The 22,640-nt window shown below is 38.4% G+C and carries 23 protein-coding genes and 1 pseudogene; 14 read left to right on the top strand and 10 right to left on the bottom strand.

Features of this window, described 5'->3' with window-relative positions; all coding sequences use genetic code 11:
• Window positions 1–127 precede the first annotated feature (127 nt).
• A complete protein-coding gene (locus SLP02_RS06155) occupies window positions 128–2,389 on the top strand; it encodes a filamentous hemagglutinin N-terminal domain-containing protein (protein WP_319419775.1) in 2,262 nt (753 codons plus the stop codon).
• Here SLP02_RS06155 and SLP02_RS06150 read toward each other — a convergent pair.
• The 3 genes from SLP02_RS06150 to pstB all read right to left on the bottom strand — a co-directional run bounded on the left by SLP02_RS06150 (window position 2,386) and on the right by pstB (window position 4,434).
• On the bottom strand, window positions 2,386–3,018 hold the full coding sequence (locus SLP02_RS06150) for a YqiA/YcfP family alpha/beta fold hydrolase (RefSeq protein WP_319419774.1): 633 nt from the start codon (window positions 3,016–3,018) through the stop codon (window positions 2,386–2,388). The two genes, SLP02_RS06155 and SLP02_RS06150, sit on opposite strands and share 4 nt — an antisense overlap.
• 116 nt (window positions 3,019–3,134) lie before the next feature.
• Window positions 3,135–3,539, bottom strand: coding sequence for a photosystem II protein Psb27 (gene psb27, locus SLP02_RS06145; RefSeq protein WP_319419773.1), 405 nt, complete (start codon window positions 3,537–3,539; stop codon window positions 3,135–3,137).
• A gap of 88 nt (window positions 3,540–3,627) precedes the next feature.
• Window positions 3,628–4,434, bottom strand: a complete 807-nt coding sequence (gene pstB, locus SLP02_RS06140; protein ID WP_319419772.1) for a phosphate ABC transporter ATP-binding protein PstB — start codon at window positions 4,432–4,434, stop codon at window positions 3,628–3,630.
• Window positions 4,435–4,746: 312 nt separating this feature from the next.
• Between pstB and SLP02_RS06135 the strand changes: the two genes are divergently transcribed.
• From SLP02_RS06135 to SLP02_RS06125, 3 genes are all read left to right on the top strand, one after another.
• Window positions 4,747–5,508, top strand: a complete 762-nt coding sequence (locus SLP02_RS06135; protein WP_319419771.1) for an MBL fold metallo-hydrolase — start codon at window positions 4,747–4,749, stop codon at window positions 5,506–5,508.
• A 109-nt stretch (window positions 5,509–5,617) separates the two neighbouring features.
• Complete coding sequence (locus SLP02_RS06130) at window positions 5,618–6,697, top strand: AI-2E family transporter (RefSeq protein ID WP_319419770.1); 1,080 nt, start codon at window positions 5,618–5,620, stop codon at window positions 6,695–6,697.
• Between the two features lie 69 nt (window positions 6,698–6,766).
• Complete coding sequence (locus SLP02_RS06125; RefSeq protein ID WP_319419769.1) at window positions 6,767–7,738, top strand: cysteine synthase A; 972 nt, start codon at window positions 6,767–6,769, stop codon at window positions 7,736–7,738.
• Between the two features lie 117 nt (window positions 7,739–7,855).
• On the opposite strand, the pseudogene SLP02_RS06120 reads toward SLP02_RS06125, so the two are convergent.
• Window positions 7,856–8,714 (bottom strand): annotated as a pseudogene (locus SLP02_RS06120) (methylated-DNA--[protein]-cysteine S-methyltransferase).
• 243 nt (window positions 8,715–8,957) lie between these two features.
• On the opposite strand from SLP02_RS06120, the gene SLP02_RS06110 reads away from it, so the two are divergent.
• The 3 genes from SLP02_RS06110 to trxA all read left to right on the top strand — a co-directional run bounded on the left by SLP02_RS06110 (window position 8,958) and on the right by trxA (window position 10,662).
• A complete protein-coding gene (locus tag SLP02_RS06110; RefSeq protein ID WP_319419766.1) occupies window positions 8,958–9,539 on the top strand; it encodes a TetR/AcrR family transcriptional regulator in 582 nt (193 codons plus the stop codon).
• An 85-nt stretch (window positions 9,540–9,624) separates the two neighbouring features.
• Window positions 9,625–10,299: a peroxiredoxin-like family protein gene (locus SLP02_RS06105; RefSeq protein ID WP_319419765.1), complete on the top strand. Its 675-nt coding sequence runs from the start codon at window positions 9,625–9,627 to the stop codon at window positions 10,297–10,299.
• Between the two features lie 12 nt (window positions 10,300–10,311).
• Entirely contained in the window at window positions 10,312–10,662 is a 351-nt protein-coding gene (gene trxA, locus SLP02_RS06100) for a thioredoxin (protein WP_319419764.1), read from the top strand.
• A gap of 107 nt (window positions 10,663–10,769) precedes the next feature.
• On the opposite strand, the gene SLP02_RS06095 is transcribed toward trxA, so the two are convergent.
• From SLP02_RS06095 to SLP02_RS06085, 3 genes are all read right to left on the bottom strand, one after another.
• On the bottom strand, window positions 10,770–10,922 hold the full coding sequence (locus SLP02_RS06095) for a hypothetical protein (protein ID WP_319419763.1): 153 nt from the start codon (window positions 10,920–10,922) through the stop codon (window positions 10,770–10,772).
• Window positions 10,923–11,028: 106 nt separating this feature from the next.
• Complete coding sequence (locus SLP02_RS06090; RefSeq protein WP_319419762.1) at window positions 11,029–11,490, bottom strand: transposase; 462 nt, start codon at window positions 11,488–11,490, stop codon at window positions 11,029–11,031.
• 110 nt (window positions 11,491–11,600) lie between these two features.
• Entirely contained in the window at window positions 11,601–11,975 is a 375-nt protein-coding gene (locus SLP02_RS06085; protein WP_319419761.1) for a helix-turn-helix domain-containing protein, read from the bottom strand.
• Window positions 11,976–12,303: 328 nt separating this feature from the next.
• Between SLP02_RS06085 and dacB the strand changes: the two genes are divergently transcribed.
• The 3 genes from dacB (at window position 12,304) to SLP02_RS06070 (ending at window position 15,167) form a co-directional block, all read left to right on the top strand.
• On the top strand, window positions 12,304–13,791 hold the full coding sequence (gene dacB, locus SLP02_RS06080; protein WP_319419760.1) for a D-alanyl-D-alanine carboxypeptidase/D-alanyl-D-alanine endopeptidase: 1,488 nt from the start codon (window positions 12,304–12,306) through the stop codon (window positions 13,789–13,791).
• 175 nt (window positions 13,792–13,966) lie between these two features.
• Window positions 13,967–14,533: an LCCL domain-containing protein gene (locus tag SLP02_RS06075; RefSeq protein WP_319419759.1), complete on the top strand. Its 567-nt coding sequence runs from the start codon at window positions 13,967–13,969 to the stop codon at window positions 14,531–14,533.
• Between the two features lie 346 nt (window positions 14,534–14,879).
• Window positions 14,880–15,167, top strand: coding sequence for a hypothetical protein (locus SLP02_RS06070; protein WP_319419758.1), 288 nt, complete (start codon window positions 14,880–14,882; stop codon window positions 15,165–15,167).
• Window positions 15,168–15,296: 129 nt separating this feature from the next.
• Here SLP02_RS06070 and stpA read toward each other — a convergent pair whose 3' ends face one another.
• Window positions 15,297–16,595 carry a glucosylglycerol 3-phosphatase gene (gene stpA, locus SLP02_RS06065; protein ID WP_319419757.1) on the bottom strand — a complete coding sequence of 433 codons (1,299 nt, stop codon included), beginning with the start codon at window positions 16,593–16,595 and terminating at the stop codon, window positions 15,297–15,299.
• A 185-nt stretch (window positions 16,596–16,780) separates the two neighbouring features.
• Here stpA and SLP02_RS06060 point away from each other — a divergent pair, with 185 nt between their 5' ends.
• From SLP02_RS06060 to map, 3 genes are all read left to right on the top strand, one after another.
• Complete coding sequence (locus SLP02_RS06060; protein ID WP_319419756.1) at window positions 16,781–17,593, top strand: SirB1 family protein; 813 nt, start codon at window positions 16,781–16,783, stop codon at window positions 17,591–17,593.
• Window positions 17,594–17,733: 140 nt separating this feature from the next.
• Window positions 17,734–18,663, top strand: coding sequence for a glycosyltransferase family 2 protein (locus SLP02_RS06055; RefSeq protein ID WP_319419755.1), 930 nt, complete (start codon window positions 17,734–17,736; stop codon window positions 18,661–18,663).
• A gap of 66 nt (window positions 18,664–18,729) precedes the next feature.
• Window positions 18,730–19,593 (top strand): type I methionyl aminopeptidase, encoded by an 864-nt coding sequence (map, locus tag SLP02_RS06050; protein ID WP_319419754.1) that lies wholly within the window; start codon window positions 18,730–18,732, stop codon window positions 19,591–19,593.
• Between the two features lie 45 nt (window positions 19,594–19,638).
• Here map and SLP02_RS06045 read toward each other — a convergent pair whose 3' ends face one another.
• Window positions 19,639–20,142, bottom strand: coding sequence for a MogA/MoaB family molybdenum cofactor biosynthesis protein (locus SLP02_RS06045; protein ID WP_319419753.1), 504 nt, complete (start codon window positions 20,140–20,142; stop codon window positions 19,639–19,641).
• A 114-nt stretch (window positions 20,143–20,256) separates the two neighbouring features.
• The gene (gene psb28 / locus SLP02_RS06040) at window positions 20,257–20,592 is read right to left on the bottom strand and encodes a photosystem II reaction center protein Psb28 (protein WP_319419752.1); all 336 of its coding nucleotides are present in this window, start codon (window positions 20,590–20,592) and stop codon (window positions 20,257–20,259) included.
• A 234-nt stretch (window positions 20,593–20,826) separates the two neighbouring features.
• Here psb28 and SLP02_RS06035 point away from each other — a divergent pair, with 234 nt between their 5' ends.
• Window positions 20,827–22,428 (top strand): DNA cytosine methyltransferase, encoded by a 1,602-nt coding sequence (locus SLP02_RS06035; RefSeq protein WP_319419751.1) that lies wholly within the window; start codon window positions 20,827–20,829, stop codon window positions 22,426–22,428.
• Window positions 22,429–22,640: the final 212 nt, after the last annotated feature.

Raw genomic sequence — 22,640 nt, 5'->3', positions numbered from 1 at the left:
AGTTTACTTAATTCTCAAAAATTTGTACTTAGATTAAACAAAATAGTCATTGTTCATTGCTCATTGATAATTGATAAGTGGCTGTCTTATATTACGTAAGTTAATATTGCGTTAGTTCTCCTAAATCATGGCAATGCTATCTACTAATTTTGGTGGCTATAAATCTACAGTCGGTCTGACGATTGCTACCCTAACCCTGATGTTTAGTGATAGTAATGCTCAAGCGCAGATAACCAGCGATCAAACGACTAATACTCAAGTCCAAGTAATTGATGGTACTTCTCTAATCCAAGGAGGTACTCAAACTGGTCAAAACCTGTTTCATAGCTTTAAAGAGTTTTCTTTGGCGACAGGCGCGATCGCTAATTTTGATAACGGTTTAGATATTGAAAATATTTTTAGTCGTGTTACTGGGGGAACTGTTTCTGAGATTAATGGTTTGATTCAAACTCAGGGTAATGCCAGTTTATTTTTGCTCAATCCTGCGGGAATTGTTTTTGGTGCCAACGCCCAGCTAAATATCGGGGGATCTTTTATTGCTAGCACGGGCGATCGCTTTATATTTGAAGATGGTACGGAATTTGCTGCCACTAATCCCCAAAGCACTCCCTTATTAACCATCACCTCGCCTATCGGCTTACAGTATGGTCAAAATCCTGGAAAAATAGCACTATTGCCCAATGATAGTCGAGTATCCAGCAATTCTAGTGGCTTAAGTGTAAAGCCAGGCAACACTCTAGCTTTACTAGGCGGAGATGTCTCCATCACTAGAAATAGTCTTAATGGTATTCAAAGTAATATTGAAGTTAGTAGTATCAAGTCTGGCAGTGTTAATTTAAAACTAGATAATAGCGGTTGGCAATTCCAATATGAAAACCTCAACCAGTTCGGTAATATTGACCTGACTAATAGAGCTTTAGTTGTTAATAATAGCGGTGCGATTAAGTTTCAAGGCAACAACATTAATTTGGCTACAGGCTCAGGAATCATTAATGCTACAAGTATTAACGCGGCAAAAAGTACGATTAATCTCAAAGCCAGAGAATCGATCAATTTAGATAATAGTTCTCTGCTTTCTCAGGTATTACGACAGAGTTTCGATCTAGAACAACAAGTTGGTGGAGGAGGTGATATTTCTCTGGTAGCACCTCAAATCTCAGTCAAAAATGGTTCACTAATTTCTGCCGCTACTTTTAGCAAGTATCCAGGCGGAAATATTACTATTGACGCTCAAGACATTGTGGAGTTGAAGAGTGAAGCAGATAAAAATCCTCCCATCATCAGCACTTCGACTCAAGGACAAGGAGATGGAGGCGGAATAGCAATTAATACTGCCCAATTAACTGTTAAAGATGGAGGACAAATTCAGGCTTTGGGCGGAATAGGAGCAGGGGGAACAATTACAGTTAATGCTAGTAAAGCCATCGATATTTCTGGTACAGGAGTTTTGCGATCGCAAAATAGTATGACAGGGCAGCCAACTGAAACTAAATTATCTAGTGGTTTTTCTGCCTCTTCGGGTATTGAAGGTTTATCTCCAGCACGGCAACCCCAAGCTGCAAGCGGGTCTTTAGTTATTAATACTCCTAGCTTAAAAATAGAGCAAGGAGGACAAATATCCGTCAGCAATTTCGGTCTTGCTAATGGGGGAGATATTCTAATTACTACCTCAAATCTAGATTTAGATACCCAAGGCAAAATTATCGCTAATACCATATCTGGAAATGGTGGCTCGATCGGCATCATGGCAGAAAAGTCAGTTATTCTAAACAATCAAGGTGCTATCTCTACAACAGCTAAAAATAACGGTGATGGCGGTAAAATAAACGTAGAAACAGCTAATTTAGTTTTGCTAAAGTCCAGTCAAGTTAGTGCTGATGCTCAACAGGGAAGCGGTGGCAAAATTGCCATTAAGGCTCGATTATTTTTGGCGGATAGCGATAGTAGCGTTACTGCTGACTCCGAAGACAAGCAGAAAAAAGGAGTTGTGGAATTTTCTACTTTAAATTTAAACTCTAGACTTCAAACGCAATTTAGAAAGCAGGCTTCTTTGGTAGCAGAAAATTATATTTACAAAGGCTGCGGTAAGGGAGCAAGTTTTAGTCAAAATCAATTCCGTAATATTGGACGTGGCGGTGTTCCTAATAATTTGCTGCAAGAAACAAGTAATCTAGAAATTTTAGCGGATTTAGACGAAACCTCTAATAGATCGACAGATGCAGATACAGATCGAGACAATAAGCATAACGTCAGCCAGAAAGAGAATGCTGACTATCAGCCTCTAACAGAAGCTCATACCTGGATAGTTAATGCTAAGGGAAATATTGAACTGATTTCTCCAGCAAAAACTGCCGTGGCAACGCAACCATCAGTCTGCAAAATTCGTTAAGCATTAATCATCCCTTTAATTTCCTGCCAAATTCTCTCTTTAACATCATTCAAACCATGATCGCTATTTAGTTCAATCAGCTTTACCTGAGAATGCTGGCTAGTATAGTCGCGACTAACTTGAATTGGTACAACATCATCATGAATACCGTGAATAATTAAAGTAGCAACAGATCTTTTTAATCCCGATAGAGGATAGTTATCTGCATCTTGTAAAAATTGATAGTGCAACAAAACTTGTTTACCTTCTCCGTAATGATATATAGGCAAGGCATCTGATTCTCGCCATTGTTCTATTTGCTCAGGTTTTAATTTTGCATACCAACTTTGAGGGAAACCAAAGGCAGGTGCCAATAAAATTATCTTCTCTACTTGTTGCTGTTGAGCAACCCAGGCAGCCGTTAAGCCGCCAAAGCTAGAACCAATTAGAGTAATAGGTGTTTGAGAATCTGGAAAGGCAGCAATAGTTCGTTGAATTTGCCGAGATAGAGTTAGACGACTAAAATTTCCTTGATTGAGATCTAAGACATTGAGATTAAGATTAACTTCTGTAAAGCGATCGCGCAAATACTGCGCTTTATTAGATTTGGGACTAGAAGCGAAACCGTGAAGATAAATGTATGCTGTCATACTCTGAGTTTAGCAATGGGTGTCTTTCGCTCGATATTTACTGATTAATGAAAAAGTCTAAAAAAAAATCCTAAACAGTTATGTTCAGGAGAAAAATAGTTATTATCAACAGAAACTTATACGCCTCGTTTTAAAGAAATTTCTACTTGTCTAAACTCTTGAGTTAGACGTTTTTTAAGCTTGTCTGGTACAGGACGATTGCCGTAAGAGCTATAATAGCCAGCGATCGCATTTGATGCGGTTTGCATCGTAGTAAAAGAGCGCAATCCCGAAGTTTTAGAATTACGACGATAGCGAGAAACATAATCACTGATTTGCGTGCGGGCGAGGCTAACTACTTCTTTCTTGTTAGAAGCATCATCTGGAAGATCTATTGCCATCCGCAGATTATCTAACACCGCCACGGTATCTTCAGTAAAGTTTCCCGACAATCCAGAGGGGTTAGAACCACAGCCGACTAAGCTAATAGCAACTACTAGAACTAAAGCAAGTATACGAGATAAGTATTTTTTAGAAAACATAATTTTATTTTAACAATCCCAGGTTGAACCTATATTATCAAGAAATCGACTCCACCTCGTCTTTCTTAAGTAAGTTATCTGCTAAAAATCAACCAAAACGACCGCTTACATATTGCTGAGTTGCTTCTTCTTGAGGATTTTGGAAAATTTGCTCTGTTGGCGCAAATTCTGCTAGATAGCCCTGGCGATTTCCCCCTTCAACTTCAGTAACATTAAAAAATCCTGTATAATCTGCTACTCTCGATGCCTGCTGCATATTGTGAGTAACGATAACAATGGTGTAATCTTCTTTCAACCGATGAATTAACTCTTCTACTTTTAAGGTAGAAATAGGGTCTAGGGCAGAACAGGGTTCATCCATCAAGACGACATCAGGCTTTAGCGCTATAGCTCTGGCAATACACAATCTTTGCTGTTGTCCACCACTAAGAGCTAAACCACTTTGTCTGAGCTTATCTTTTACTTCATCCCAAAGTGCTGCGCTTCTAAGCGATCGCTCTACAAGCTCATCCATATCACCTTTGTAGCCATTAATTTTAGCTCCAAAAGCAATATTGTCATAAATTGATTTTGGAAAAGGATTTGGTCTTTGAAAAACCATCCCTACCTTGCGTCGCACCTGCACGGGATCGATATCTTTACCGTATAGGTTTTGATTGTAATAGGTTATCAGTCCTTCTAAGCGAAAAATAGGAATTAAATCGTTGAGGCGATTGTAACAGCGTAACAGCGTACTTTTACCACATCCAGAAGGACCAATAAAAGCAGTAACTCGATTTTTGGGAATATCTAAATAAATACCCTTGACGGCTAAAAAATCACCGTAGTATACATTTACATTTTCTGCCTGTAAAACCGTCTCTGTTTGACTAGCAGTCTGTTGATCATAAATCATAAAATCTATCTTGCTCTAAAATTTGAATAAATATTTATATCTATCTGCTACTGATTTTTCCTAGAATTAATCTTACATATTAGAAGTTATGACCATTTTAACTTTTCGTTAAGGAAGGTTTTCTAGTTTGTCTTGAACTTTACTTAAAAACTGTACTAGCTTTAAATAGATATTTCTGAACACCAAAATATTTTACGCTAAACCCTGACCAATAAAAACATGGCTTCCTAGAAATATATTAGGGAATTAATTTCTCCTAATTGCGAAACAAATCTTTACAATAATAGGTAAGGTGTATAGTAAATAGCTGATATGAATCTTACTTATTTAGATAGCAATTCCTGGCTGATAGAAATTGATAGTAAAAGAATTCTCCTCGACCCCTGGCTGGTAGGAGATTTAGTTTTCGGCAATCAAGCTTGGTTGTTTAAAAGCAAAAAAAATAATCCTCAGCCAATTCCTGAAAATATAGATCTAATTCTTCTTTCCCAGGGACTAGAAGATCATGCTCATCCCCCTACTCTCAAAAAATTAGATCATAATCTTCCTGTTGTAGCATCTCCTAATGCAGCCAAGGTAGTCAAAGAATTAGGCTATACTAACGTCACTTCCCTAGACCATGGAGAAAGCTTTAAGCTAGGAGAACAGGCAGAAATTCTTGCTGTTCCAGGTTCACCCGTCGGTCCTACACTGGTTGAAAATGGGTATATTATAAAAGGCTTAGAATCGGGCAAAAATATTTATTACGAACCTCACGGCAATCATTCTGATTCTTTGAGTGAAGCAGCACCTATCGATGTAATTATCACTCCTCTTATTAACCTTAAGTTACCTTTGGTAGGACCGGTAATCAAAGGGCAGGAGACAGCTTTGCAGGTGTGTAAACGCTTAAAACCACAGGTGATTTTAGCTACTGCTGCTGGAGGCGATGTTGATGTTCAAGGCTTGATTAAGACACTACTGAAAGCAGACGGCACGATAGAAGAGTTTAAGCAACTTTTGCAACAAAACAATCTTGCTACTAAAGCGATCGATCCTCAATCTGGAGAAACAATTGAGTTAGCCTTAGTCTAAATAGTTATTCAATAGTTTTTAGTTTTTAACTACAAAATTATTAGCTGTAAAACAATTTAAATAATTCAAATCTATTAATAGCTTAAGGCTTATAGCTTGTGGCTCTCCCATGACCAACAGACCGATTTCTATTTCTCTGACTAATATTATCCTGCTAGTTACTCTTCCTTTGCTGCTGATTCTTTTATGGCAGTTGCGAAGTTTAATCGTAGTATTAATGATTGCCGTAGTCATAGCTGCTACCTTAGCTCCCATAGTTGAGACAACGCAAAAATTAGGATTGCCCCGATTTTTAGCAATTTTGCTAGTTTATGCAGCGTTAATCGGTACTTTGACGGGTTTTGGTTTAATTATTGGACCGACGGTAGTAGAACAAATCCAAAGCTTGATTGGTAGACTTCCTGTATATTTAGAGACAGTGCGATCGCTTTTATCAGATTTAATTCTGCGTTTGGGCTTGAACGGTACAGGCGCACCAGATATCATTAATCAGCTATTAGATGTGCAGGGATTAATCTCTTGGGCAATTCGTTCTAGTCAGCAGTTAGTAGTTCGCTCCTACAGCGTTACGAGGGGAATTATTGGCAGTGTGCTTAGTGCTTTTTTGGCTTTGCTGCTTTCAGCGTATATGCTATCTGCTTCCAAACAACTAATAAAAGATATTATCAATCTCTTTCCCAGACCTTGGAATCAACGTTTAGCAGAACAGATTCAGCCAGTGGGCAAACGCATGGGAAATTATATTCAGGGACGGATTTTAGTTTCGGGAATTTTGGGTGTAGTAATTAGCGTTAGTCTCAGATTTTTAGGCTTATCAGATCTAGCTTTGGGTTTAGGCGTAATTGCTGGATTTACTAACCTTATTCCCTTTTTTGGTCCAATCTTAGGTGCAATTCCCGCTCTAATCGTCGCCACTTCCCAAGGAGGATTAACTTTTGTTTGGGTACTCTTATTGTTTGCCATTGTCCAGAATTTAGAAACCTATATTTTAGATCCTCTACTCGTCGGCAACTCTGTAAAAGTTTCTCCCTTATATCAATTGCTGGCAGTCCTTGGTGGCGCACAGGTTCTAGGAATTATTGGTGCGCTAATTGTTCCACCTTGGATAGCAGGAATGGGCGTACTTTTGGAAAACTTGTACATCAAGCCCAAATTAATCGCCGAAGGACATCAAGACATTAGCAATTAACAATCAACTACCAGCAAAATTCAGGTAATGTAAAGACTAAAGGGTGGATTCAGTATAGTTTTTATAAATATGGATATCAAAAATGGTTTTCTCGCCACGGTGGGCAATACTCCGTTAATTCGGCTCAACAGCTTTAGTGAAGAAACAGGCTGCGAAATACTAGGTAAAGCAGAGTTTCTTAATCCTGGTGGTTCAGTAAAAGATCGTGCTGCTCTTTATATTATTGAAGATGCGGAAAAAAAAGGACTACTCAAACCTGGGGGAACTGTAGTTGAAGGAACAGCAGGTAATACGGGAATTGGTCTGGCGCATATTTGTAATGCCAAAGGTTATAAATGTCTAATTATCATTCCTGAAACTCAGTCTCAAGAGAAAATTGATACCCTGAAAACTCTTGGTGCAGATGTGCGTCTTGTCCCGGCAGTTCCTTATAAAAATCCTAATAATTACGTCAAAGTATCAGGGCGTGTAGCAGCCGAGATGGAAAATGCTATCTGGGCTAATCAGTTTGAGAATTTAGCTAATCGTCAGGCACATTATGAAACTACAGGGGCAGAAATTTGGTCGCAAACCGACGGCAAAATTGATGCTTGGGTTGCTGCTACTGGTACGGGGGGAACTTATGCTGGGGTATCTATGTATCTTAAAGAGCAAAACCCTAATGTTCGTTGTGTAGTTGCCGATCCTATGGGTAGCGGTCTTTATAGCCACATCAAAACAGGAGAAATTAATCCTGAAGGAAATTCGATTACCGAAGGAATTGGCAATAGTCGCATTACAGGCAATATGGAAGGTGCGCCCATTGATGATGCGCTTCAGGTTAACGACCAAGAATGTGTCCGCGTTATCTATCAGCTACTCAATAAAGAAGGCTTATTTATGGGCGGTTCTGTGGGGATTAATGTCGGTGCAGCCTTAGCTTTAGCAAAACAAATGGGTCCTGGTCATACTATAGTTACGGTACTATGTGATGGTGGAGCAAGATATCAATCTCGTCTGTATAACCAGGAATGGTTAGCCTCTAAAGGTTTATCTGTATAGACAATAGTTCTTCCATCTTTTTTTATTAAGACTTGACGGTTTACTAGCACTAGAATAAGTCTAGTTCTTAACGCAGCTAACAGAAGAAGCTCAATAATATCTAAAACTTTCATGATTTTATTCTCGATCAATTTTACGGCTGGCTTCCCAACCTAAAATGGCAGTTTTACGCTCTGCTCCCCAACGATAGCCACCGAGTTCTCTAGAGCCTCGAATCACCCTATGACAAGGAATGAGATAGCCTATAGGGTTTTTTCCCACAGCATTGCCTACCGCTCTGCTAGCAGTAGGGCGACCGATCATTTCAGCAATGGTTTGATAAGTTGTAATTTCTGCAAATGGTACTTGCAAAAGCGCACGCCAAACTTGAATCTGAAAATTAGTTCCCTTGACTAAAAGCGTTAGTGATTTTTGCTCTTGCAAGTTTGCTAAATGGAAAATGCGATCGCATAAGGCTTGAGTAGCGTTTTGGTTATGAATGATTTCGGCATTTGACCAAGACTGTCGTAGGATTTGTTCAGGCGTTTGCTTATTAGCCAGATCTAAGAAATGAAGATTGCAAACACCACGAGTAGTTGTGGCAATTAAAGATTTACCAAACGGGGTGTCGTGAACACCATAATGAATTTGCAAACCTATTCCACCTGTTTTGTATTTACCAGGAGACATTGCTTCTAAGTTCACAAATAGATCGTGTAATCGACCTGGACTAGATAACCCGACATCTAATGTCAAATCTAATAAGCTTTTTGGTCTGGTTGATTTTTGATTTAGCATATTCGAGGTTTAGATACTGCAAAAAACGTTTGGGGCTAATACCAGCCCATTGAGTAAATAATTTTTGAAAATGGTATTCGCTCTTTCCAATGTGTTGTGCCACAGTGAAAAGAGCGGGCTGACTCAGGTGATGTTGACGAATAGAGGCGATCGCTTTGGCAATTCTCTGGCAATCTTCGTATTTTATAGATACCTGCATTTTTACTCTTGTACTCCAAGCCCAGGTTGTAACTTTTTTACTCTATCAATAGTGCTAGCTCAAAACCACCCGTTTCTTGTGCGCGATGAATTGATTAAATATACAGTTGAGCAATATTAGTAATATTATCTACACCATATTCTTAAGCGATCGCTGTATCTTCTGAAATTAGAAGAATGATTATTTTGGAACGATCATTCTAAAATATGTTATAGTATCTCCAAGAGTTAAAATTGGGAGGCGATGGCAAGAACCAAAGAGTTTGACAAAGACGAAGTGTTAAGCAAAGCAATGTACACATTCTTGCGTAACGGTTACGAAGGGACATCAATACAAACTTTAGTTTCAACTATGGGCATTAACCGAGGTAGTCTTTATGACACTTTTGGGGATAAACGCTCATTATTTTTAGCTGCGATCGCTCATTACGAAGCAACGGTAGTTAAAAGTACGATCTCATCTCTTATGACTCCCGACGCAGCAAAACAAACTATTACCAATTTATTTCGAGATTTGGTAGTAGGAATGGCAAAAGAGCAAAATTGCTATGGTTGTTTGATGACTAATACTGCTGTCGAACTTTGTCCTCATGATGCTGAAGCTAAAGCCAGAGTTGATACTCACTTTAGTCAAATAGCTGGTGCTTTTCAACAGGCACTCAGTAAAGCGCAGGCTAAAGGAGAAATAAAAAGCGATCGCGATTTAGTTAGCATGGCGCAATATCTCACCTCTAGTTTGCAAGGCTTAAGGGTAATCGGCAAAGTTAACCGCGATCGGCGAACTCTAAACAACATTGTTGATGTCATTCTCTCAGTACTGGATTAAATCTTAGCTATTCTATTACTCCAAAAAAATGCTCTGACTTTTTTTACACAATATTGGAACGTTCATTCAAAAACAGGAGATGATTATGAATCTGACTCAAGAAATAAATAACTTCAAAGCCGAATTTAGTGCCAATCAACCAGAATCAATCAAAGCAATGATGGCACAAGCTACCACAGACTTAATTAACACCAAAATCGCCGAACAAAGTCTAAGTAAGGGACAAAAAGTTCCTAACTTCAGCTTACCCAATGCAGTGAGTAAAGAAATCACCCTAGATTCACTCTTGGCTAAGGGTGCATTAGTTATTACTTTTTATCGTGGTGGCTGGTGTCCTTATTGCAATCTTGAATTACGCGCCTTAGAACAAGCCTTACCAGAAATAGAGGCAAGAGGCGCAACTTTAGTCGCAATTTCTCCAGAAACCCCTGATAACTCTCTTACTACTCAAGAAAAAAACAAATTATCCTTTGAAGTTTTGAGCGATCGCGGCAACTTACTAGCCAAACAATTCGGCTTAGTATTTACTCTACCTGAATCATTAAGACCAATTTATGACAACTTCGGCATCGATATCTCTGCTTATAATGGGGACTCTACTTTTGAGTTACCCCTTCCTGCCACCTACGTAGTAGCTGCTGACGGCACAGTTGTCTACAGTTTCGCCCATGCAGACTATACCCAAAGACTTAATCCCACCGAAATTATTACTGTCCTCGATCGGATTAACAATAACCTTACCAGTCAACAAAAAGTTTAATCGGAGAGAATTATGTCCAAGCAAGTAAAGTATATCGATTTAACCCCAGATAATTTTGTTGCTGAAGTAACTAATAGTGACATACCAGTTTTAGTCGATTTTTGGGCTGTATGGTGTGGTCCTTGTAGGGTAATGAATCCTATTGTGGCTAACATTGCAGAAACATGGTCAGGAAAAGTCATAGTAGGCAAAGCCAATGTTGATGACAATGAAGAGATCGCCACTAATTATCAAATACAAGCTATTCCCACAATTCTCATTTTTGACCAAGGGGAAGTAGTAGAGCGGATTCCTGGCTTAGTTGACCAAGCAGTATTAGAAGAAAAGCTGAATAATCTAACTAATCGGGTTTCGGCTGCGTAACCATTGCTCAATTTTAGCTGAATTACTTAAACGTTTGCTACAAATAAAGAGTCTAGAATAAGGTCTCGTCCTGTAATAAATGCGATCGTGGAGGAAGTAAGATGCGATTATACTCTCGATCGCTTTTGTCTGAGGCGATCGAGATTATCGAATAGTTCCCATTTAAGATGCTTTTTGATTTCTTTCCACAATCGCTCAATCTCGTCATTAAGCTTTCTGCTTCTACCAGTACTTTTTCCTCTTATTAGTAGAGCATTCATTCCTTTCCTATAACTACTTAGCCATCTTAATACTGTCGTTCTCTGTTTTCCTGCTAAGTTAGCGATCGCTTCTACACTCTTAGCTTCGTTACAGCGGTTTGCAGGTTTAAGAGGGACAGTAGCAGCAGTGAGCGAACCAGTTACGCAAATGTTTAGGATTAATTAAATCCATCGCTATTTTAATCAGCATATCGACCCTTTTGGAAGTCCTGGGAGAAAATTGTCTCAGGAAAGCCTTGAGTTGTGACCACCAATGTTCAATTGGATTAAATTCGGGAGAGTATGGAGACAGGTACAAAATCTTCGCGACCACTGCTTCAATTAAAGGTGCAATAGCTTCTACTTTATGTGCAGGCAAATTGTCCATCACCACCACTGCTCCTTTCCATAGCTGAGGCACTAAACACCTAGAAACATAAACCTCAAACGCAGCCGCAGCCATTGAATCATTAAGCGTCATTACTGCTAGTATTTTAGACTCGCTGATTGCGCCGATAACACTTACCTTGCTACCTCGAGCAAACGGTTTGTAGTCATAGGCTCTCTCACGCCCGTGCAGCGCGAGCATGAGTTCTCATCAATCCGAGTAAAACACCCATTTCATCTAAAAACACGAGGTTTTGGGGATCTACATTTTTAACTTTTGCCCAATACTCTGCTCTTAGAAGCTGGACGCGCTCACGAATTGCTTGGCTGGAGCGAAGTGTTTTTTTTGAGTGGTAATTTTAATCTCTGAAATGTCCGACACATCGTACTTTGACTTACCCATAGTCCCGTCTCATCAAAAAGTAGCTCACAGTATTCTGCTAAAGTCGCATCAGTCTGTTTTTTAAAGATGGCTATCAGCTCGGCTTTATATTTCCGAACAGGACTTACCATCGACCCGCCCTGCTTCCCTGGCAGGATATGCCCTTTTGTCCGCTTCTGAGTAATCAATCTTTGGACACAGTTTTTGCTCACACCGAAGCGTAGCGCAACTTTTCTCACCGAGCTATCACCTTTCTCGATCGCACTAACTATCTTCTCTCGTAAATCTACAGAATAAGGCTTCATTTGTTACCTATTTTTATAACACTTTATTGTCCCCTATTTAGATGCAAATCGCTGTATAAATCGGCACAACTACTAAATAGATCTAGCTCGAATAACTCTAAAACGGAGACAATACAGTTTTTTATAGATGGAGATGGCATAGTAGAATTTAGCCGAGAAGCATTAAAGATAACTTGATGTATGTCTCATAGATTATCCAGTATTAGATAGCTCTCGTTACTAAATCAATTTTGTTTTTTTTATTTGAAAAGGTTATATATTGCTTGATTAGCTTCTAGTTTCAAGCTTGTCTATTTTATTTTTCAACTCTGTCTCATTATTGTCGCCAATGAAATTAGTTTTTGAGTGGTTGAGGTTTTTTAGTTTACTGTTTCTGCTGTTTGGTAGCTCAACAATTAATCAAGAAACTCTGGCACAGGATAAAGATTTTAAGTCAAGTGTCGAGAACAATATAGCTGACGATGCTCCCAGGCTTTGTCACCAAGATTTATCTACCGCTATTGAGAATGTTATTAACCGTTCGGAGTTTAGGCGATCGCGTTGGGGAATTGAAGTCCAAACCCTTGATGGGGAGTCTTTATACAGCCTGAATGGAGATAAGTTTTTTACCCCCGCCTCTAGTGCCAAACTTTTAACGACTGCTGCTGTACTTTCGGCATTAGGTGCAGACTATCGATTTCGTACTCCTATCTATGCTGTGGGTCATCCACCAAATTTGACTTCTCTGCGCCTAAAAGGACAAGGAGATCCCACTATATCGAGCCAAAGCCTAAAACATATAGTACATCAGTTACAGGTCTTAAAAATCAAACGGATCGAAAAATTAATAATCGATGATAGCTATTTTGAGCCACCGATAATTAACCCTACTTGGGAATGGTTAGATGTCCATAGTTACTTTGCCACGGCGGTAAATAGTACGATTCTCAATCAAAATACGGTTACTCTGATCTTGTTACCGCAGCAGATAGGACAGCCCGTTAAATTTTATTGGAGTGATGCGATCGCCGCTAGACAATGGCAGGTAATTAATGAGGCGATAACTGGGGCTTTAAATATTCCTTATGAGATAGAAATTGATGGAGATTTAGGAAAACCTACTTTACAAATTAGGGGAAAGCTAGCCGTTAATGAACCTGCGGACGTTTGGGATTTAGCCATAGTCGATCCTGATAACTATTTTTTAGAATCACTGCGTCTTTATTTAGCTCAATCTGACATTAAAGTTACCCAAGGAATAGTAATCGACAAACCCAATCGCAATAAATTAGAAACTGAATTAATGGCAATTGCTTCTCCACCAATGCAGCAAATTATAGCCAAAACTAATCAAGAAAGTAATAATTTATTTGCTGAAGTTTTAGCTCGTGTTCTAGCTAAAGAATTAAATGTAAAAACTCCGATTGAAGCTATCAATAAAAGCTTGAATAATTTAGGTATAAACTCAGAGGATTATGTTTTGCTAGATGCCTCTGGTTTGTCTCGTCAAAATTTGGTTACTCCTAAAGCATTGGTCACAGTATTAAGATTAATGTCTCGCTCTAAAGATAATCAAACTTTTCGTCGCTCTTTAGCAATTGCTGGAGTCAACGGCACTTTAAAAAACCGCTTTATAGATACTGCTATCAAAAATAATTTAATTGGCAAAACTGGCACTTTAACAGGAGTTGACACGTTATCAGGATATTTAACTACATCTGAAGGTAAAACTATAGTTTTTAGTATTTTGCTCAATAATTCTGAGCAATCGAGCCAAAAAATTAGACAAGCAATCGATCGAGTAACTGTGATTTTGGATCGTGCTAGTAAGTGCTAAATATCACTGACAAAGAAATTTTTATTGATGTTAATAATAAATATAAAACTTCGATGTTTTTAATTATAAGAGGCTATTAAATTTGCTTAGATTTCAGATTAATCTTTTTTAGATTAATACTAATAAAAATTTTTTAAAATCAAAAAACTGAATATAACTTCAGTAAAATTGCTCTATGAAAACCTTTAAAATTAACAGCTTAAAATTTATTGTTACTGGTATTGCGATCGCCATAGACCTAACTTCTTTAAAACCAGTCAATGCTCAAAATACTGAAGTTCCTGAAATTGGCTGGAGTAGTAGATTGAGCAGTATGGGATTAGATAAGGCTGATAATATTGGCAAAAGATACACCTTTTATTGTCAGGCTGCATCAGAAGACCTAATTTATTCTCCTATCTGGGGAACAAATATTTACACAGTTAATTCAGACATCTGCACTACCGCCGTTCATTCAGGGATGATTGTCGCCCAAGAAGGAGGAGAAGTAACCATAGAATTGCTTGAAGGACAAAAATTTTATACAGGAAGCTATAAAAACAACATCACTAGTCAGGATCATCGAGAAAGCGATATCAGCTTTTTGTTTGTTGGCGAGAAAATAACTCAGACAGAAAGATCTACTTCATCCGATCAACAACCAGTCAAAAAATCTTCTGGGATAGAAAGAATAATGGTAAATGGTGTTCAGAAAGGAGTAGAAAGGTCAATTGAAAAAGTTATTACCGATCTTTTTAAGTAAATAGACGTAGATAATTACACAACTCCAAAAACTATAATTTAGTTTTATTTGTTACTCTGCCTTAGTATTTACTACTTACCCAAACTATTTTCTAATTAATTTTGCATATTTAACTTATGACTCGCAATAATTTTTCAAGATTATTACTCTAGTCATCAGCTAGTTTTTTTGTTAATCTCGATAGCAAGATCATGTTTCTGAGCCTTACTAATGGCTATTTAAGGTTATTGAAAGCTGTATTCATTTCTTATGGGCGATTTTAATCAGATGAGATTATGCAACGTTATAGGGCAATAAATTATTAGGTTAATAAATATCTTTAGACCCATTTTAGGGCAAATGTCCCATGGCTCATAGCTCGTCTGTAAGTAAACGAAAAAATAAAAGTTTTGTAATTAATAATAAGTTTTTTTTAAAAGAGTATGCTTTCAAAAGCCACAGTTTTTGGGGGGATGGAGTCATAGTAGTCAATTTATTATTATTAAAAACCGATATTTACAATGACATAGATATAGCCAATTATCAGCCAGAAAACGAGCAAGAGCTAACGCTACATCATCCAGTTGTTTATATACCAAAGCAAAATTTTTGGTTTAAGATGCTTAATTTGAAAATAAAAAAAAATATCAAATAGATCTTGAGGCAGAAAGTAGCGTCAATAATAAATGTCTGATAGTCTTTATCAAAGATGCTTCAATAGAACATTTTTCCATATATTCACTTAAGCTTAATAATGAACATTAGAACTCCTAACTTCTGACTATTAAGCCAATTTTCTTTGTTTAGCTGTTTGACAGAAAAAATCAACATATTCTTGATACCCTCCAGGAAAGACGATATTCAAAGTTAGAGGATCTTCTACATCTCTAGGATCTCCAGGGCCTTGGATAACTTTAATTTCTTGAGTATTAGAGCGATCTAACTTAAGTGCTTGGCGATTTTTGACTTCTCCCCCGCTACTGTCTACGTAAATTACAATGTTGTTGGTTTTAAATTCTTTACCCAATTCTTGAATCAATTCGAGAAATCCGCGATCGCTTCCACCTCGTTTAAATTCCAGCTTATTTTCATTTTCTACTGCCTTACTTGTTACCGTGTCCCCAACTCCGACAATGGTAGGCATGATAACAGGATCGAAATTATCTTTAACTAGCTTTAGTAGCGCTTGATGTTGTCTAGGAGCTTGTCGAGCATTAAAATCTTTACCTAGAGGATAGCTACCTGTTTGCAAGAAGTAGTAATGATTGAGAATTACCAAAACTCCCACTTCTTTAATTGCTCCCCGTAGCATAAACTGAAAGTCTGTTGTTCCCGAATTTTGACCCTGAGATGGCTGCATAATTTCTTTGCCTTCAGCATCCCTACCCAAATTGGGAGCATAATGTACAAAAAAGGAATCTGCTAAACCTTGTTGTGCTTCTTGAAGTAGCCTATCCATCAAAGATTTTGCCTCTTGCTGCAACTCAGCGTATAGTTCAGGAGACTGGCTAAAGGTTTCGTGAAAGGTGTTTAAGTTGGCTGAGGGGGAAACTTTATTATCTAATACTGCTGCTTGAATACATTCCTCAATCTGCATCTGATTTAAGCCATATTGAGGCTGTGTAATCAATGCTCTCAAAGAATCTGCCATTTTTTGTGGTACTGCCTCCAAAAAAGCCATTTCCTCATCGCTGACTCCAGGATGCGAAACATTACCAAAACAGTCTTGCCACTGTACCCCACCTCCAGCTAAACCCTGTAGATATAAGCCTTGCTCTTTGATTTGATTTAAATTGTCAAAGGCTTTTTCAATGATGCCGTTAACGCCTCGTTTGCCGATATGTTCACCGTTAGTTAAAACAAAAAAGCGATCGCCTAGAGACTTAGCTGCTTCTAAATATTTAATCTCCATCCTTCGCGTCAGAGGATCTTTAACCAAACCCATGCAGACACCATCAAGATCTTGAATAATTAGAATATTTTCTTGCTGGCTTAGTATTTGACTCAAACTCTGATGATCGAGGGAAAGCGAGCGTTTATGGGGTTCACTATGCAAATTTAAACTAGGATTAGAAATAGCCATGAGGAAAAGTATTTAAACATTGTTTGAGAACAACACTATTTATTCAACCATAGATAACAACAGTTAGGATATAGGGCGCTCGCTGTATTACTTGTGCCTTAATATTTAAAATCGCCTACATCTATTCGTGAATACCGAAAAATACTAAGATATTTTAAATAAACAAAAAAACTAAAATCAGCCTCATGGAGAATCAACTATTGTGGCATAATTTTTATCAAGAAATTAACCAGCCAGACGAGCAGATAGACTTAGCTAAAGCTTCACTTTATTATGCTCAAGTAGAATATCCAGATTTAGATGTTCAAAAATATTTAAATGTTTTAGATGCGATCGCTTCAGAGATAAAGCCTCAGTTACCAGCAAAACTTTATCCGCTTAAAGTTATTCAAACAATCAATTATCATCTTTTTGATTGTTTGAAATTCCAAGGGAACAGTCAAGATTATTATAATCCAGACAATAGCTTTTTAAATCGAGTAATAGAGCTAAAAACAGGAATCCCTATAACCCTATCGGTAGTTTATTTAGCAATTGCTAAACGGCTAGATTTTCCGATGGTAGGAATTGGTATGCCTGGGCATTTTTTGATTCGTCCTCAATTTGAAAACGCAGGAATTTTTGTGGACGCTTTTAATCGGGGAGAAATTTTATTTAAACAAGACTGTCAGGCAAAGCTGAACCAAATTTATCAACAAGCTAAATTAGACCCTAGTTTACTTATTCCCGTGAGCAATAAACACATACTTGCGCGAATGCTCAATAATTTAAAATTTATCTACTTGCGTCAGCAGAATTTAGATAAAGCTTTAGCTATCATAAGTGGCATCTTAAATTTATTTCCCGAAAATGCTCTAGAAATACGCGATCGCGGTTTGCTATATTACCAGATGAATCGTTGGCATGAAGCAGTTGTGGATTTAGAGTATTTCCTAAAAATTTTTCCAGACAGTAAAGATGCACCCACAATTAAAATGTTATTAGAGAAGATGATTTAAGTTATTTTAGGTAAACTTAGTTTGGTCTTAAGTAGTTCGACATAATCAAACCTACTCATGCTAAACATTATTACGTGTACTATACTTTCTCTGACCTCTTATCGTCATAGTTAACTTTATTTTGCCTAACCTACTTATTAATGTATATCAGTGTAGTAATTCCCACATATAATCGTTTACCGATTCTGCAAAAAAGCCTTGTAGCTTTAGAAAAACAGGAGCTTACTGATAATAAAATTGATGGTTATGAAATAGTTTTAGTTGATGATGGTTCAACGGATAAAACATTGAGTTGGTTAACAGAAAATAAAGCTCAATTTCCTCATGTTAAAATATTTGAGCAAAATCATCAAGGAGCAGCAGCAGCAAGAAATTTAGGGGTCAAAAAGGCGCAGGGGGACACTATAGTTTTTATCGATAGTGATTTAGTAGTTACCAATAGTTTTCTTCAGTCCCACGCAAATGCTTTAGTCAAAGGTAAACAAGAAATTAAAAGCGATCGCCTGTTTACCTATGGTGCAGTAATTAATACTAATAACTTTGAAAATCCTACTTCTGAACCTTATAAAATAACTGATTTTTCCGCAGCCTATTTCGCTACAGGTAATGTTGCGATCGCTCGTAAATGGTTGTCAGAAGCAGGCTTATTTGATACTGGTTTTAAACTCTATGGCTGGGAAGATTTAGAGCTTGGAGTGCGTTTGAAAAAACTAAATCTAAAATTAATAAAGTGTCCCGAAGCTGTTGGTTATCATTGGCATCCTGCCTTTAGTTTAGAACAAATTCCTCAAATGATAGAACAAGAAATTCAAAGAGGAAAAATGGGAGTTGTTTTCTATCAAAAACATCCAACTTTGGATGTCAAAATGATGATTCAAATGACGTTTTTACATCGTCTTCTTTGGGCAGTATTATCATTAGGCGGAAAGTTAAATGAACGTACTCTTGAACCTTTATTACAATGGCTAATTAGCCGTGGACAACCTCAACTTGCCGAACAGGTAGCCCGCATTTTTCTCAACTGGTATAACGTTCAGGGAGTTTATGCAGCATACCGAGAACATACATAATTGATTACTGATTAATAGTTGCTCTCAAGCGATATACTTTTTAAAGATATATAAAAAAGCTATTTAATGAATATTATTACTAATCTTCTCTTTCCTAAATCTAAAAAAAGCTCTGATCGAGAGACAACTACATCAAATGGACTTCCTGTACTAAATCGCAACCCGCGTGGGATTCAGATTAAATCTGAACCTGAAATAGAGAAAATGCGACGTTCAGCCAGGATTGTAGCAACAGTCCTGGCTGAAATCGAAGCGATGACTAAGCCTGGAATGACGACTGCTGATTTAGATGAATATGCCGAAAAACGTATCCGTGAGATGGGCGCAACCCCAAGCTTCAAAGGTTATTATGGCTTCCCTGCTTCGATTTGCGCTAGCGTTAACAACGAAGTGGTACACGGTATTCCCAACCATAAAAAAGTAATTCGTCGCGGAGATGTCTTAAAAGTAGATACGGGTGCTTATTGCGATGGCTTTCATGGCGACTCCTGCATTACTATTGCCGTCGGCAAAGTTTCTAAAGATGCTATAAAGTTAATCAAAGTTGCTGAGGAAGCTTTATATAAAGGAATCGAACAGGTAAAAGCAGGTAATCATCTATTAGATATTGCAGGGGCGGTAGAAGACCATGTAAAAGCTAATGGCTATAGTGTGGTAGAAGAATATACAGGACATGGTGTAGGCAAAAATCTGCACGAAGCACCGTCCGTATTTAATCATCGTACTAAGCGGATGCCCAACGTTAAATTAAAAGCAGGAATGACATTAGCAATAGAACCCATACTCAACGCTGGTTCTAAACATACTCGGACATTACGCGATCGCTGGACAGTAGTTACCGTAGATAATAATTTATCGGCTCAGTTTGAGCATACCGTATTAGTCACCAAAGATGGTTATGAGGTATTGAGCGATCGCAATTTGGTTTAAATCCGTAGATTATATTGTTAGATTGCCTCAAAACTCAAAATTAAACTATTTTTTGCCCTGAATTTGCCTCACTAAATGATTTAGTTCTGGCAAGATAAGTTGGCTAACTGCGAGTTTTACAGCATTTGCAGATCCAGGCAACGAAAAGACTAGCTTTTGATTTTTAACACCTGCCACGGCACGGGATGCGATCGCTCTAGAGCCAATTTCTTGATAGCTTAGATAGCGAAATATCTCACCAAAACCAGGAATTGGCTTATCTAACCAGTCAGTGACTACATCATAAGTTGTATCTCTAGGTGCAATTCCCGTACCGCCACTAAAGATAATTACCTTCAACTCTGAATTAGTATCTAACTTATTGAGCCAATCATCTAGATCTTCAGGCTCATCTTTAACAATGGCGTAAATTGCTATTTTATGACCAGCATCTGTTAACAGTTGCTGGATTAGCTGACCACTTTTGTCAGTTTCTTTAGTGCGAGTATCGCTTACCGTAATCACGGCACAATTTAAAGTTATATTCTCAGGATCGGGATGAGGAATCATGGCGTATTAAGCGCAATAGACTTGAAAATAATCAAGGGAAATTTCGCCTTACTAACGAAAGTTTCCCAGTTTGTAGCAATTATTTGGACTTTTTCAGCTAAAATTTTGAATAAATTACTGTTTATCCAATCCTAGTCCGTTTTCTTCAGCATACTTGTCCATAAAGCGAACAAAACGCTCAAACTCCTCTTCTGATTTCATAATCAAAACGGCTTCTATTCCTCTAGCTTCACCATTAATAAATTTACCTTTTACTTCGCGACTGACAATTTCTCCTTCATCATCAATCAGATACATACCTGTAATCTCCTCAGTGCTTTCCTTGCGCAAAATTTGAGGATCTTCAAAATAAAAGGTAGCCGTACCAGTATTTCCTGTTGTAGAACGAGTAACCTTAATATTGGGGACTACCTTCTCAGTTACGCCTTTAGCAAATTGAATATCTGCCATACTCTAGCTCCTTTGTCTTTACAATCTGTTAATAACCTTTAATCATCTCATAAATTAAGAGCGAGATAAATCCAGTATCGCCCTGACGATTCATATTGTCTTAAGCACAGTTGATATTGCTATATCTACACAATTTGAGGTTAATCAGACTAAAATCTTAGATTGAGCGGAGAAAATAGAGCAAATTTCTTGGCTAATCAAACTAGGCCCTAAAGATCCCTCCAGAGGTAAGCAATGGCTACTAATGATCAACGACCAATAGCTGTAGATTTATTCGCTGGCGCGGGAGGAATGACCCTCGGTTTTGAACAAGCTGGATTTGATGTTTTAGCAGCAGTAGAATTAGATCCAATTCATGCCAGCGTCCACGAATATAATTTTCCTTTTTGGACGACCATTTGCAAAAGCGTTACTGAAATCACTGGCAGAGAAATTAGAGAATTATCAACAATTGGCGATCGCGATATTGATGTAGTCTTTGGAGGCCCTCCCTGTCAAGGCTTTTCCATGATGGGAAAACGGAACTTTGACGACGATCGCAATTCCTTAGTGTCTCATTTCCTGCGGCTGGTTTTGGATTTAAATCCTAAATTTTTTGTAATGGAAAATGTGCGGGGAATTACCATCGGCAAACATCAAAAAATTCTCCAGACCATAATTGAAGAGTTTAAAAGTTATGGCTATCAAGTCACTGAAAACTATCAGGTTTTAAATGCTGCCCATTATGGAGTCCCGCAAAATCGTCGTCGATTATTTCTCCTTGGCTGTCGGCAGGGTTTTACCTTACCAAATTATCCTCAACCTTTAACCCAACCTTTAATTCAAAAAGCCCTAGATTCTTCTTTAAAAGCAAAAGCGAAGCGAGGCGGTCTTGGGGGTCACCCCGCAGGGCTGGGTACAGCCCAGAGCGTCGCTGGAACGCAAAGCAAAGCTTTGCCAGACATGCGGCTCACGCCTTTGTGCTCCGCAGACGATGGCGCGGATGCGCTGTACTCAACGCGAAGCGTTGTGCAGCCATCGCTTCAAGAAAAATATCGGGGTTTGCCACCTACTCCAACCGTACAAGATGCTATTGGCGATCTTCCAGAAGCTAATAATTATCCAGAATTAGAGCTACGAGATTGGGTAATAGCCGATTATGGTCAACCTAGTGAATATGCTAGTAAATTGCGTAATCTAACCTTAGTTGACGATGATTACGCTTATCAGCGCGAAGAAGCGTTGCGCGGGGAATCCCCGTTGAGCTACCTGCGGCAATCGGCTTCGCCGATTCGCCAGCGAAGCTGTCGGGACGCTCCAGCGTCCCCTTGGTTGAGCAAGAAGCGTGAATGTAAACCCGAACTTTTAACCTGTAGTCGCCGTACCAAACACACCAACCAAACTATTGCCAGGTTTGCGGCAACTATTCCGGGAACAAGCGATCGCATTAGTCATTTTCATCGTCTAGATTTAAACGGTCTGTGTACAACCTTGAGGGCAGGTACGGCTAGCAATCATGGTGCGTTTACTTCTCCTCGCCCCATTCATCCCCTTACCCCCCGTTGTATTACCGTTAGAGAGGCTGCACGGCTGCATTCCTATCCTGATTGGTTTATGCTTCATGCTACTAAATGGCATGGCTTTCGGCAGATTGGTAATTCTGTTCCGCCTCTGCTAGCCAAAGCAGTCGCCCAAGAGATTATTAAGGCAATGGAATTTATCCCAGTTAGACCCCAGCAAATATACTGTCTTTCTCAAACCGAATTATTACATTTTAAAATGTCTCAAGCCGAGCAATATCATAAGTTAGAGACTAGAGCGATCGCTCGTAGAACGCTGGTCAAATTCAACGAATAAACATTTTTTTCTCAAAATTTTTCAAACGAGCAGCCTGATAAGATTCACGTAAAACAAGGATTAGAGAGCATCAAAAACTCACCTCAACAGCGCGATTAGAGATGGCGAGGTTTCCTCGCCATCTCTCGCGCTCAATCTTCAATTGTGATCGAGATCTACACAGCAGAAGTTATGAAGTCACTGTGAAAGGTATGTAAAGCTTTTATAAAGGT

It is taken from the genome of Pleurocapsa sp. FMAR1 (assembly GCF_963665995.1).
Taxonomy (GTDB): Bacteria; Cyanobacteriota; Cyanobacteriia; order Cyanobacteriales; family Xenococcaceae; genus Waterburya.
The sequence above is the reverse complement of the archived record's forward strand: the minus strand, read 5'-3'. Positions and strand labels throughout refer to the sequence as shown.